The following is a 13116-nucleotide window of genomic DNA, read 5'->3' as shown; positions in this document are numbered from 1 at the left end:
CAGACTTTGCGGGAGCCGAGACAATGTATGACTCGGCTCCCGCTTTCTCCATCTGACAACAAACATCTAACCACTCAGGGCAAACAATATGGCGATTCGTTGGGACAAATTTACGGTCAAGTCGCAGGAGGCAGTGCAGAACGCGAGCACGCTGGCGTCAGAGAACGGCAGCCCGGAGCTGTTGCCTCTGCATATGCTCGCTGCGCTGGTTGAGGACAAAGACGGCATCATCGTGCCTGTCCTTGAAAAAGTCGGCGTTCCCTCCTCCCAGCTGCGCGCCAAGGTGACGGAGGCGCTCGGCAAGCTGCCCAAGGTGAGCGGCGCCGGAGCACAGCCCGCCATGTCGCAGGCCATGCAGCGGGTGCTCGACCAGGCCACAAAGGAAGCGCAGGACTTTAAGGACGAGTACATCTCCACCGAACACCTGCTCCTGGCCCTGACCCGCGAAAAGAACGACGGCGCCCAGTTGCTGCTGGCCTCCTTCGGAGCCACCCACGACGCCATCCTCAAAGGTCTGACGGCAATCCGCGGCTCCCAGCGCGTGACGGATCAGAACCCTGAGGCAAAGTATCAGGCGCTTGAAAAATATGCGAAGGACCTGACCGAGCTGGCGCGGCGCGGCAAGCTCGACCCCGTGATTGGCCGCGATGAGGAGATTCGCCGCGTCGTGCAGGTGCTCTCCCGCCGTACCAAGAACAACCCCGTGTTGATCGGCGAACCCGGCGTAGGCAAGACGGCCATCGTCGAGGGGCTGGCGCGGCGCATCGTCCATGGCGATGTTCCTGAGGTGTTGCGCGACAAGCGCGTCATCTCGCTCGACCTCGGCTCCATGCTCGCCGGCGCGAAGTATCGCGGCGAGTTTGAAGATCGTCTGAAGGCGATCCTCAAGGAGATTGAGGAGTCGAACGGGCAGATCATCCTCTTCATCGACGAGCTGCATACGCTGGTCGGAGCCGGTGCGGCCGAGGGCGCCATCGATGCCTCCAACATGCTCAAGCCGGCGCTCGCCCGCGGTGAGCTGCGCGCCATCGGGGCCACCACCCTCAACGAATATCGCAAGTACATTGAGAAGGACGCAGCCCTCGAGCGGCGCTTCCAGATCGTCTATGTGGGCGAGCCGAATGTCGAGGACACGATCGCTATCCTGCGCGGGCTCAAGGAGCGTTATGAGGCGCACCACAACGTGCGCATCAAGGATGCGGCCATCGTCGCTGCAGCAACCCTCTCGCACCGCTATATTTCTGATCGCTTTCTGCCGGACAAGGCAATCGATCTCGTTGACGAGGCAGCGGCATCGCTCGCCATCCAGATCGGTTCAGTCCCGACGGAGATCGATCAGCTCGAGCGCGAAGCCACTTCGCTTGAGATTGAAAAGGCGGCCCTGAAGCGCGAGAGCGACCCCAACTCCAGGGAGCGCCTCCAGATCGTAGAGCGCGAGCTGGCCACGCTGCGCGAAAAGTCCACTGGCCTGCGCGCACGCTGGCAGAAGGAGCGCGAGGCAATTACCCGGCTCGCCGAGTTGAAGAAGCAGGTTGAGTCTCTGCGCTTCGAGGCAGAGGAGCAGACCCGGCTCGGCAACCTGGAGCGTGCAGCGCAAATCCAGTATGGCGATCTGCCGCGCCTTGAGAGTGAACTGAAGCAATTGAACGCCGTGCAGGACGGCGCTGCCGCCGGTCCGCGTATGTTGAAGGAAGAGGTAGACGAGGAAGACATCGCCGGCATCGTGAGCAAGTGGACCGGCATCCCGGTGTCAAAGATGCTCGAGGGCGAGGTGCAGAAGCTCGTCGCCATGGAGCAGCGCCTGCGCGAGCGCGTCATCGGGCAGGATGACGCACTCACCACGGTTGCGAATGCCATCCGCCGTTCGCGTGCAGGCCTGAGCGACCCCAAGCGTCCCATTGGCTCCTTCATCTTTCTCGGCCCCACAGGCGTGGGCAAAACGGAGACAGCCCGAGCGCTCGCGGAGTTTCTCTTTGACGATGAACAGGCGATGGTGCGCATCGACATGTCTGAGTACATGGAGAAGCACGCCGTTTCGCGGCTCATCGGCGCGCCCCCGGGCTACATCGGCTTTGACGAGGGGGGCCAGTTGACCGAGGCCGTACGGCGTCGGCCTTACGCCGTAATTCTCTTCGACGAAATCGAGAAGGCGCACCCGGATGTCTTTAACGTACTGCTGCAGGTGCTCGACGACGGCCGTCTGACAGATTCGAAGGGACGCACCGTCGACTTCAAGAACACGGTGCTCATCATGACTTCCAACCTGGGCGCGCATGCGCTGCAGGGCGAAGCGCTCGACAGTGAGGCGGCCTTCGACCGCGCACGCGAGCAGGTGATGGAGATTCTTAAGCAGAGTTTCCGCCCCGAGTTCCTCAACCGCGTGGACGATATCGTGATCTTCCGTCCGCTTGGCGAGGAGCAACTGTCGCACATCATCGATCTGCGGCTGGAGGATATGCGCAGGCTGCTTGCCGACCGCAAGATCACCTTCGAGTTGACGGATGGCGCACGCCATCAGCTGCTGCTGACCGGCTACGACCGTGCGTACGGAGCGAGACCGCTGAAGCGCGCACTGCAGAAACTCATTCAGGATCCGCTGGCTATCAAGATCCTGGACGGCGAGGTCCTGCACGGCGACCATCTGCTGATCGACGCAGACCCACTCAACAACCGCCTGAAGTTCGAGGTGGCAACGCGGGCAGTAGAGGCGTAAGGAAAGAGCGCTGCTCAGCCTTTAAAGCTGAGCAGCGCCGATCCTGCGCGTTATACCCACTCTCCCTTGCGCATCAATGGCTCAGCCGTTCCGCTGGCCGTCACACCATCAATGTCGATCTTGTCCGAACCGATCATCCAGTCCACATGGATGAGGCTATCGTTCGCGCCGCGCGCCGCCAATTCCTCGGGAGAGAGTTTGTCTCCGTTCTTCACGCAGCTGCTGTAGGCCTGTCCGAGTGCGATGTGGCTCGCCGCGTTTTCGTCGAAGAGAGTGTTGAGAAAGAGCAGCCCGCTGTGCGCGATCGGCGAGGAGTGCGGCACCAGCGCAACCTCACCCAGCCGGCGTGCGCCCTCATCGGTGGCGATGAGCTTCTCAAAAACCTCCAGCCCCTTGGTGGCGTGCGCTTCCACGATGCGCCCCTTTTCAAAGCGCACCGAGATGTTCTCGATCATCGTACCCTGATGCGAGAGCGGCTTGGTGCTGGTCACGGTGCCGTCCACGCGGTCTTTATGCGGCGTTGAGAAGACTTCCTCGGTCGGCATGTTGGGGATACAGTAGAGGCCGTTGCCTGCCGTCGTGCCGCCGCCCATCCACAGATGATCGTCGGCCAGGCCAAGGGTCAGATCGGTGCCGGGGCCGCGATATCGCAACGCTGAATAGCGCTTTTCGTTCAGCATCGCGGCGCGTGCGTGCAGGTTGCCATCGTGCGTCTTCCATGCCGCGACCGGGTCCTCAGCCTCAACCCGTGAAGCGGCAAAGATGGCATCCCACAGCTTCGCCAGTGCAGCGCCGGGCTCATCGCCGGGAAACATCTCCGCTGCCCAGGCCGGTGTGGCGCTGGCGACGATCGTCCAGTTGATTTCATGGCGCGTAATGAACTCCAGCGCCGGGCGATAAGCGCGGGAAACAGCGCGGCTCGCGCGCGATACCTTTTCCGGATCTTCCTTCGACAGCAGCGACGGGTTTGCGCCGGTCACCGCCAGACGTGCCGCACCGCTCTTGAACGCTGCAGCAATACCGTCGTAGAACCATCCGGCCGCGCGGTCAAAGCTGTCGCCCGAGGCGTATCGATAGCGAAGCAGCGTCGATTCGTCGTCGGTGAGAAAGGTCGTCACCAGCGGCGAGCCTGCCCGGTAAGCGTGCTCCGTGATGCGCCGCACCAGCGGCAGAGCGTCGAGCGGCGCCGTCATCATTAGTTCCTGGCCGGGAGCCAGACCAAGCCCGACGCGGATCGCGACTTCGGCCAGCCGGTCAAGCTTCTGTTCATGGGTAAGTTGCGCAGCGGTAGCTATCGAATTCATCGGCATCAATTGTCCCCCTCACATGTTAGACGCTTTTGCGGGCAGGCAACAGTAAGGGCAAAAGCTGCTTCCGATGGCTTGGCAGGTCATTCTCCCCGGACGTCTTATCTTTTGCCAGCAAGAAGGAAAGAACGATGAAAAGCAGGTTCTATACGGGTTTGACGCTATGCCTCCTCTGCCTGGGTGTAGTGGCGTGTGGCAGCAGGCCGCAGCCGGCAACTCATGCCGCCGCAGCTCCGCCTGCGCCTAAGACCAAGGTCGCACCGTCCACTCCGCTCGACAAGAAGGCGGCCGAACTTGGCGGCATCACCTGGGACAAGCAGTGGGACCCGATGATTGAAAAGGCGCTCCCCGCCGAGATGCTCTCGCGAAGAGTGCCTCGCGATGTCCGCCGCTTCTGTCCGCGCTTTTATCAGATGACCAATGTGGACAAGCGCGCCTACTGGGCCTATTTCTTTCAGGCGCTCGCAGCCGCTGAGGCAGGCCTCAACCCCACCACCAACGTGCGTCACGACGAGCCCGCCATCCACAAGATCGACTCCGTGACCGGCGAATACATCCACAGCGAGGGACTGCTGCAGCTCACCTATGAAGATGCGAAGCGCTACGGCTGCGACTTCAACTGGAGCGCCGATCGCAAACTCCCGCCGCATGATCCGCAGCGCACCATCCTGCAGGCAAAAAACAATCTGCTCTGCGGCATCAGGATTCTCTCCAATCAGATCTTGACGCAGCGCAAGCCCATCTACTCACCCACCAGTTACTGGTCGACCCTGCAGCCGGGCACAGAGAGTTTTCGCATCTTCGAGAAGCAGATGACCAACCCGCCACAGGCCTGCGGGCTACACATCAAGGCTGTGCCCGCCAGGACTGCGCAGCCGCAGCCTCTTGAGGCCTCACGCTGACCGGCGCGCGCACGCCACCCGCGGAATACCCTGCAGATCGGGCACAAAGCTCACTTCGCTCCACTCGCGCAACAGCGCCGCGATGGCTGCCTGCTGTCCGTGGCCGATCTCGAGCAGCAGCCAGCCGCCCGGCTTCAGAGCAGCAGCAGCCTGCGGAATAAGCCGCTCGTAAATCTCGAGTCCGGTCTGTCCCGCAAAGAGTGCCGTGTGCGGCTCCCACTCGCTGACCTGCGCCTCCAGCACCTCGCTGTCGGCGATATAGGGAGGATTGGAAACAATGGCGTCGAAGCTCTCCCCCTCCACCGCGGCAAGCAGATCAGACTGTAGAAACCTCATGCGGCCCGCGACGGAATGCGCCTCTGCATTACGCTTTGCAATTTGTAACGCCTGCGGATACAAATCGAGCGCGGTGATTTCTGCCAGCGGCAGCAGATGCGCGAGCGCGACTGCAATAGCACCGGAACCCGTTCCCACGTCGGCAATTTTCAGGGGCAGATCATGCGCTACATGCGCGAGCAGCGCTTCGACCAGGTGCTCCGTCTCCGGGCGCGGAATCAGAACATCGGGCGTCACTTCCATGCGCAGCCCGTAGAACTCCTGCTCGCCCAGGATGTACTGCATCGGCTCGTGGGCAGCGCGGCGCCTCAGGGCAGCATCCAAAGCTTCCTTCTGCGCTGTATCCAGCTTCGCGTCGGGATGCGTCAGCAGGAAGACGCGATCGCAGCCCATCACATGCATCAGCAGCAGCTCGGCATCGCGTCGCGGCTGCTGGCTGCTGCTGCTGAGCTGCTCCGCGCCGTCATCGAGCGCGGAGCGCAGCGTCTCAGGCAACGGATTCCGTCTCGGCCTTCATGCGCTCTGAGTTGAAGTGGGTGACAAGCGCGTCGATCGTCGGCTGCAGCTTGCCTTCCATCACTTCGGCCAGCTGATGATTGGTGAGGCCGATCCGATGGTCTGTCAGCCGGTTCTGCGGAAAGTTGTAGGTGCGGATCTTTTCGCTGCGATCGCCCGACCCTACCTGCTGCTTGCGTTCCTTGGCCTGCAGCTCGTGCTGGCGCTCCATCTCCACCTCGTACAGGCGCGAGCGCAGCACGCGCATCGCCTTCTCACGATTCTTGATCTGCGACTTCTCGTCCTGGCAGCTCACGACCGTGTTGGTCGGCAGATGCGTAATGCGAATCGCGGAGTAGGTCGTGTTGACGGACTGGCCGCCCGGCCCTGACGAGCAGAAGGTGTCGATGCGAAGGTCCTTCGCCTCGATCTTCACGTCCACCTCTTCAGCCTCCGGCAGCACTGCCACGGTGATCGCCGAGGTATGCACGCGGCCCTGCGTCTCGGTCGCCGGCACGCGCTGCACGCGGTGCACGCCGCTCTCATATTTCATCTGCGAAAAGACCCGGTCGCCTTCGATGATGGCGATCACTTCTTTCAATCCGCCCACCGACGACTCAGAGGAAGAGAGCACTTCCACCTTCCAGCGATGCTGCTCGGCAAATCGCGTATACATGCGAAACACTTCGGCGACAAAGAGCGAAGCCTCATCCCCGCCCGTGCCCGCGCGCAGCTCGATGACGACGTTCTTCTCGTCGTTAGGATCCTTCGGCAGCAGCAGCAGCTTCAGGCTGTCTTCAATGGCGGGCAGACGCTCTTCGAGCGTGGCCAGCTCCTCCGCCGCCATGGCGCGAATCTCCGCGTCCGTCTCGTTCATCATGGCCTTCGCATCGGCAATGCCCGTGGTCACCTCGCGATATTCGCGGAACTTGTGGACGACGGCTTCCAGATCGCGATGCTGCTTCGCGGCCTTCTGATACTTCTGCTGGTCTGAGATAATCTCCGGCTGCGCGAGCTGCTGACCCAGCTCTTCGTAGCGTGCTTCGATTTGTTCGAGGCGTTCAAACATTGGTCCTGCTCCCGGCGTTACTCTGCCTAGTTGGTGGGTTCAACCTGAAAAAATGGATGTGCTATGGGCGGCGGGAGCCGCTAGAGAAGAGCGCCAAGAGTGAATAGGCTTTGCACATAATCAGTATACCAAGCTGGCCGCATCTATAGTTGCGTGAGCATGAGCTTCGATGAGTTTGCCCAGGTCTGCGAGCGGCTGGCGGAGACCGGCAAAAAACTGGAGAAACGAGCCTTGATGGCGGAGCTGCTTGCCCGGCTCAACACGGCCGACGCAGCCCTGGCGGCAATCTACCTGGCGGGGCAGCCCTTTGCGGAGACCGATCGCCGCGCGCTCAACGTGGGCGGAGCCCTGCTGACGAAGGCCGTTGCCCAGCTCTCGGGCGCGAGCGACGCAGCTCTGCACGCAGCCTATCGCCGCCATGGCGACCTGGGCTCAGCGGCCTTTGACCTGCTCGCCGCGAAGACAGGCGGCAGCCTCACCCTGGCCGGCGTCGAGGAGTCCTTCAGCGCTCTGGCCACTGCGCGTGGCCCTGCCGCCAAACTGCGCCTGCTGCTCGACCTGCTGCAGCGGGCAACTCCCCTCGCCGCCAAGTACCTCATCAAGCTGATCCTCGGCGACATGCGCACCGGCGTAAAGCAGAGCCTCGTCGAGGAGGCGATTGCCGTCGCCAGCCACGCTGAGGTCGCCGCCGTAAGAAGGGCTCTGATGGTCAACGGCAGCCTGCCCGAGGTGGTGGTCATGGCTCGCGCAGGCACGCTTGCCGATGCCCGGATGCGGCTCTTTCACCCGCTGGGCTTTATGCTGGCCAGTCCCGTAGACAGCGTGGAAGAGGCGCTCGCGCGCTTCAGCGAAGCCATCGCCGAACCGCCGGAGCAGGAGGCGACGCTACGCCACGCGCAGGTCGAGGACAAGTATGACGGCATGCGCGCCCAGCTGCACTGCGGCGATGCCTCGCAACCCGGCCGGGTGGAGATCTTTTCGCGCAACCGTGAGGATATCGGCAGCAGCTTTCCTGAGCTGATTGAGGCTTTCTCCGAGGCCTTCGCCGGGATCGACGAAGCAGTCATCCTCGATGGCGAAATCCTGGCCTGGAGCCCCCGGCAGCAGGCGCTTCCCTTCTCCGCACTGCAGCAGCGCCTCGGTCGCAAGCGTGTCAGCGCGGAGCTGCGCCGCCAGGTCCCCGTCGTCTTCATGGCCTTCGATCTGCTCTACGCCGGGGATGCGCTGCTGCTCGATCAGCCCCTGCATGCGCGGCGGCAGCGTCTTGCCCACATCGTCGCCCGCGCCGCCGCCTCCACCGGCAAACCATCTCCACGCGCACAAGGCATGCTCTTCGCCTCTGCCGAGGAGCCCCACTTCCCGCGCCTGCTTCTCGCGCCCGCTACCCGGCTCGAGAGCAAAGAGCAGCTCGACCGCGCCTATCACGAGGCCCGCGCCCGCGGCAACGAGGGCGTCATGCTCAAGGCGGCCGATAGCCTCTACCAGCCGGGCCGCCGTGGTCTGGCATGGCTCAAACTCAAGCGCCAGCTCGCGACCCTCGATGTCGTGGTCACTGGGGTTGAGTTCGGCCACGGCAGGCGCGCCGGCGTGCTCAGCGACTACACTTTTGCCGTGCGCGACGGCGATGAGTTGAAGAATGTGGGCAAGGCATATTCAGGGCTGACCGACGCGGAGATCAATGACCTGACCCTCTTTTTCAAGCAGCACACGCTCGAGGAGTTTGGCGGCTTCCGCACCGTCGAGCCGCTGCTGGTTCTCGAAGTCGCCTTCAACAACGTCATGCGCTCCAGCCGCCACGCAAGCGGCTTTGCCCTGCGTTTTCCCCGCATCCTGCGCCTTCGGCAGGACAAGCCGGTCAGCGAAATCGACACCCTCGCGCGGGTCGAGGAGATCTACGCCTCCCAGCCCGACAAACCCCAGGAAGAGGCTACTGCGGGGTGATAATGCCGCCTACCGGCGAGCGTGAGGGCAGCTGCCGTTCCAGCTCCGGGGCGGGCGCGGCAAACACGGCGCCGCACCGGGCGCAGGCCGTGGCGCGGATGCTGCTGACAGGCTGGTGGCACCGGGAACAGACGAGAAAGGCGGACGTTTCCATGAAAAGGAGGTTACTCCCCTGCCGATAGAGATGGGAATAAGGACTGCGCCTTGTAAACTGGAAGAACATGATTTCCCAGGCCGATCAGGCTAAGAACCACAAACCAGTCCGGATGATTGCCATCGACATTGATGGCACCTTGCTGCCCTCTAAAGGAACAGCCATCAGTCAACGCAACCGGCAGGCCCTGTTGCAGGCCAAAGCAGCAGGGATCGAGGTGGTGATCGCCACCGGAAGAAGACACGCTTACGCGATGCCCCTGCTGTCACCGCTCGGACTCACCCCTGAGACCGTGCTCATCACATCGAACGGCACCGTCACCCGCACCCTCGAAGGCACCCACATGGATCGCCACTTCCTGCCGCTCCAGGTCGCCCGCGAGCTGTGCGGCGATCTGCGCCAGTTCGGCGGCACCGCGGTCTTCACCTTCGACAAGCTGGGCAAAGGGGAGCTGGTAATTGAGTCGCTCACCCGCCTCAACGAGCGCATTGATCCATGGATCCAGGCGAATATCGCCTTCATTGAAGAGATTGACCCCATCGAGCGCGCCTTCGACGCCGGCGAACCTCCCGTCCAGGGCATGGTCTGCGGCACCGTTCCCGAGATGTACCGCGCCAAGCAGTGGCTTGCCACCAGCAGGCATGCTGGCGCCATTGAGCTCAACCAGACCGCCTATCCCGTGCGCGACCTCTCCATCCTCGACATTCTGCCCCCCGGCTGCTCCAAGGGAGTGGCGCTGGGCAAGCTGGCAGCCGAGCGCGGCATTGCCCGCGAAGAGGTGATGGCCATCGGCGACAACTTCAACGACGTTGAGATGCTGAAGTACGCAGGCCAGCCCGTGCTGATGGCCAATGCCGTTCCGGAGCTGCTATCCATGGGCCGCAGCCGCGGCTGGCAGGTAGCCCTCTCCAATGACGACGATGGCGTGGCCGCGACCATCGAAGCGGTCCTCGATCGCACTTTCGATCGCGCCATGGCGGAGCTGCGCTGATGCGGATCCGCTGCCTCTCCGTCAGCTGTGCCGTGCTCGCCCTGGCAGCGCTCACCGCGCATGCTGCCGAGCGCGTCACCCTGAGGAACGGCTATGACCTGGTCTGCGATCACCGGGCCGCGGACGGCAACAAGGTGCGCCTCTTCCTCGATAGCGGAGATGCAAACTTCATTGAAGTAGACCCATCCGACATCGCGTCCACGCAAGCCTTTCAGCCGCCTGCTCCGCAGACGCCGCTCCAGTCGCCTACACAGACGCCTACACAGACGCCCATACAAACAAAGACCGCTACGCTCAGGCAGCAGGACCTGCGCCAGCTCCTCGCACGCGCCGGCAGCGAACACGACCTTGACGTCGATCTGCTGGCCAGCGTCGTGCGCGCCGAGAGCGGCGGCAATCCCCACGCCGTCAGCCGCACCGGCGCTCGCGGGCTGATGCAGCTCATGCCCGGGACCGCTGCCCGGCTGGGCGTCCGCGACAGCTTCGCCGCAGACCAGAACATCGGCGGCGGCGCCGCCTATCTTGACGCCATGCTCAAGCGTTACCATGACAATCTGGCGCTCGCCCTTGCCGCCTACAATGCAGGACCGGCCGCCGTTGACCGCTGGCACGGCGTCCCTCCTTACCGGGAGACGCGGACCTATGTCGCGCGCGTCATTCATGAATTCAATAAGCGATATGCAGCCCGGCAGCGTGCCGGCACAGCCGCGACGCAGATCGCCAGCACCCGCTGATGCACCTCAGAACTACGGAGACAACTTTCTTGAAGAGCAAACGCTGGATTCTATGGCTTCTGGTGATCGTGGCGCTGGCTGCCCTGGCGTTCTATGCGCACAAGCGGGTCCACTTCGACTGGGCCGTCTTCGCCGACCAGCTCAAGTACATTGACTGGCGCCGTATCGGCGTCGGTGTAGCCATGATCTGGCTCGCCTATGGCCTCCGCGCCGTTCGCTGGGCCGTCTTCCTCAAGCCGACGAAGCGTGTTTCCCCCTTCAGCATCATCGGCACGCAGGTCATCGGCTTCACTGCAGTGGCGCTCTTCGGCCGCCTCGCCGACCTCGTGCGCCCCTATCTGGTCGCGCGTCGCACCAGGATTCCCCTCAGCGCCCAGATAGCCGTCTACACCGTCGAGCGTATGTTCGATGCTGGCACCATGGCCGTCATCTTCGCCAGCGTGCTGCTCTTTGCCCCTGACCGCAATCTGCTGCCCCGCCCGGAACTCATCAGCAAGATCGCCCTCACCGGGCTGCTCGGCGCTCTCGCCCTCGGCCTCTTCGCCGTCTTCGTCCGCGCCTCCGGCAGGATGATCGCCCGCGTCGTCGGTGGCGCGCTCGACTCCGTTTCTCCCCGGCTCGGCGAGCAGGCGCGGGAAAAGATCCTCGCCTTCCGCGACGGCCTCAACACCATCGCCTCTGTCGGCGACCTCCTCATCGCCGTACTGCTCTCGCTGCTCATGTGGGCCATGATCGCCTTCGCTTATCTTGAGACCACCCGCGCCTTCACCGCTGACCCCGTGCTCGGCCGCATGCATCTCGCGCAGTGCATGCTGCTCATGGCGGCGAGCATGCTCAGCTCCGCCATCACCCTTCCCGTCATCGGATGGTTCACCCAGATCGGGCTCACCACCGCAGCCATGCAGGCCTTCTTCCACGTTGCGCCGGAGCCGGCACTGGGCTGCGGCGCGATGCTGCTGCTCGTCACCTTCCTCAGCGTCATTCCCCTGGGGCTGGTCTGGGCGCGCTTCGAACATGTCTCGCTCAAGCGCGTCACCGAAGAGAGCGAACACGCCGGCGAGGCCAGCGAATCGCAGCGCGCAGTCTCCGAGGGCTGATTTCGCTTCGCCCCTTCTCCTGCAGGGATGTAGATTGCAGCCATCGACTTCCTTGCCGCCCCGCACTTCGCCCCTGCGCTGAAGAAGGCGCAGAACGTTGTACAGTGAAGGGCGTGGTGAAAACGATGAACCTGTCCCTCCTCTTTCTCACTCTGTCGATCCTCGCGCCATCGGCGCTGGCTGCAACCGCTCCTTTCGAAGGCGCCGTAAAGGCGACCATGGAAGTGCGCGGGCAGGAGATTCCCGTCCAGTACACCATCAAGGGCCACCGCGTGCGCATCGATATGCGGTTCATGCAGCAAACCAGTACCGTGATCGCCGACGTCGATACCCAGACGCAGACGGTCCTCATCCCCCGGCTGCAGGCTTATGCCATCCACCACGGCGCAGCGCCTTCTAATATGCAGCCGAACGAGACCCCGGCGATTACCGACATGAACAAGACCGAGACCATCGCCGGTCACGTCTGCGAAGACTACGCCATCGACAGCGCGAAATATTCGGGAACCCTCTGCGTCGCCAAAGATATCGGCGGCGACGCGCTGGGCGCGGAGATGAACGGCCCTCTCGGCAGCGCCATGAAGGGCCTCAAGGGAATCAAGGATCCCGGCATGCCACTGCGTCTGGCAATCAAGGCAAAGACCTCCGATGCCGCCGGACAGGATATGACCATGCTCGTCACCCAGGTCTCACCAGGACCGGTCAGCGATACGCAGTTTTCCGTCCCGCCCGGATGGCGGGAAATGCCGTCGATCATGCCCACCCCACGCTAGCCTGGGTGGGGAAATTCAAAAGAGAGCGAGTCCGACAGGATGAACAGATACACCTCCCTGATCATGCTTCTTTGTTTATGTACATGGCCGGCATATGGCCATCAGTCCCCTGGTGCAGCTAAGACCATAGGCTGCGGCTCGGGAAATGTGAAGTTTGATGTGGCCCTGAAACACACCAATGGAACACTCAATGCCGATAGCAACGCCGTCGTGTATGTCATACAGGATGTCCCGAATCTCATCACAGATAGATTTGCGCCCTCAACAAGCAAGATCGGGCTGGATGGCAAATGGGTAGGAGCCAACAAGCGGCGCTCCCACTTCGGATTTGTTGTTACGCCGGGCGAGCATCATTTGTGCATCTCGGGACAATGGAGCGCGATGCAAGAACCCCCATCGACCGTGCTGGACAGCTTTGCTGCGCAGCCAGGCCATTCCTACTATTTCCGTGTTCGCCTTTTAGGCTCATTTCCTGGCCCCCACACCTTCGTTCTCGATCTGCAGCCGGTAGATGCAGACGAAGGTGAATTTCTCCTGAATACTTCGATGACGAGCGAGCCTCACCCGAGATAAACTCATGTCGCGAAAACCAGACCAGGAAACG

At 62.7% G+C, this 13116-nt stretch carries 11 protein-coding genes; 8 read left to right on the top strand and 3 right to left on the bottom strand.

The window, feature by feature from the left end:
* The first annotated feature begins 88 nt into the window (after positions 1–88).
* A complete protein-coding gene (gene clpB, locus C7378_RS00455) occupies positions 89–2713 on the top strand; it encodes an ATP-dependent chaperone ClpB (RefSeq protein ID WP_131990631.1) in 2625 nt (874 codons plus the stop codon).
* 50 nt (positions 2714–2763) lie between these two features.
* Here clpB and C7378_RS00450 read toward each other — a convergent pair whose 3' ends face one another.
* On the bottom strand, positions 2764–4017 hold the full coding sequence (locus C7378_RS00450; RefSeq protein ID WP_131992595.1) for an aminopeptidase: 1254 nt from the start codon (positions 4015–4017) through the stop codon (positions 2764–2766).
* 134 nt (positions 4018–4151) lie between these two features.
* On the opposite strand from C7378_RS00450, the gene C7378_RS00445 reads away from it, so the two are divergent.
* The gene (locus C7378_RS00445; protein ID WP_131990629.1) at positions 4152–4922 is read left to right on the top strand and encodes a hypothetical protein; all 771 of its coding nucleotides are present in this window, start codon (positions 4152–4154) and stop codon (positions 4920–4922) included.
* Here the strand turns inward: C7378_RS00445 and prmC are convergent.
* Together prmC and prfA are read right to left on the bottom strand one after the other, a co-directional pair.
* Positions 4914–5753 (bottom strand): peptide chain release factor N(5)-glutamine methyltransferase, encoded by an 840-nt coding sequence (prmC, locus tag C7378_RS00440; RefSeq protein ID WP_165876567.1) that lies wholly within the window; start codon positions 5751–5753, stop codon positions 4914–4916. The two genes, C7378_RS00445 and prmC, sit on opposite strands and share 9 nt — an antisense overlap.
* On the bottom strand, positions 5746–6822 hold the full coding sequence (prfA, locus tag C7378_RS00435; RefSeq protein WP_131990627.1) for a peptide chain release factor 1: 1077 nt from the start codon (positions 6820–6822) through the stop codon (positions 5746–5748). Before prfA ends, prmC begins: the two co-directional genes overlap by 8 nt.
* 159 nt (positions 6823–6981) lie before the next feature.
* Between prfA and C7378_RS00430 the strand changes: the two genes are divergently transcribed.
* From C7378_RS00430 to C7378_RS00405, 6 genes are all read left to right on the top strand, one after another.
* The gene (locus C7378_RS00430) at positions 6982–8763 is read left to right on the top strand and encodes an ATP-dependent DNA ligase (protein ID WP_131990625.1); all 1782 of its coding nucleotides are present in this window, start codon (positions 6982–6984) and stop codon (positions 8761–8763) included.
* Positions 8764–8984: 221 nt separating this feature from the next.
* A complete protein-coding gene (locus C7378_RS00425; RefSeq protein ID WP_131990623.1) occupies positions 8985–9908 on the top strand; it encodes a Cof-type HAD-IIB family hydrolase in 924 nt (307 codons plus the stop codon).
* Positions 9908–10642, top strand: coding sequence for a lytic transglycosylase domain-containing protein (locus C7378_RS00420; RefSeq protein WP_131990621.1), 735 nt, complete (start codon positions 9908–9910; stop codon positions 10640–10642). Before C7378_RS00425 ends, C7378_RS00420 begins: the two co-directional genes overlap by 1 nt.
* A 29-nt stretch (positions 10643–10671) precedes the next feature.
* Positions 10672–11739, top strand: a complete 1068-nt coding sequence (locus C7378_RS00415; RefSeq protein WP_165876566.1) for a lysylphosphatidylglycerol synthase transmembrane domain-containing protein — start codon at positions 10672–10674, stop codon at positions 11737–11739.
* Between the two features lie 125 nt (positions 11740–11864).
* The gene (locus C7378_RS00410) at positions 11865–12512 is read left to right on the top strand and encodes a DUF4412 domain-containing protein (protein WP_131990617.1); all 648 of its coding nucleotides are present in this window, start codon (positions 11865–11867) and stop codon (positions 12510–12512) included.
* A gap of 159 nt (positions 12513–12671) precedes the next feature.
* Complete coding sequence (locus C7378_RS00405) at positions 12672–13085, top strand: hypothetical protein (RefSeq protein ID WP_131990615.1); 414 nt, start codon at positions 12672–12674, stop codon at positions 13083–13085.
* Positions 13086–13116: the final 31 nt, after the last annotated feature.

Source organism: Acidipila rosea, assembly GCF_004339725.1.
In the GTDB taxonomy this organism is placed as follows: domain Bacteria; phylum Acidobacteriota; class Terriglobia; order Terriglobales; family Acidobacteriaceae; genus Acidipila; species Acidipila rosea.
The sequence above is the reverse complement of the archived record's forward strand: the minus strand, read 5'-3'. Positions and strand labels throughout refer to the sequence as shown.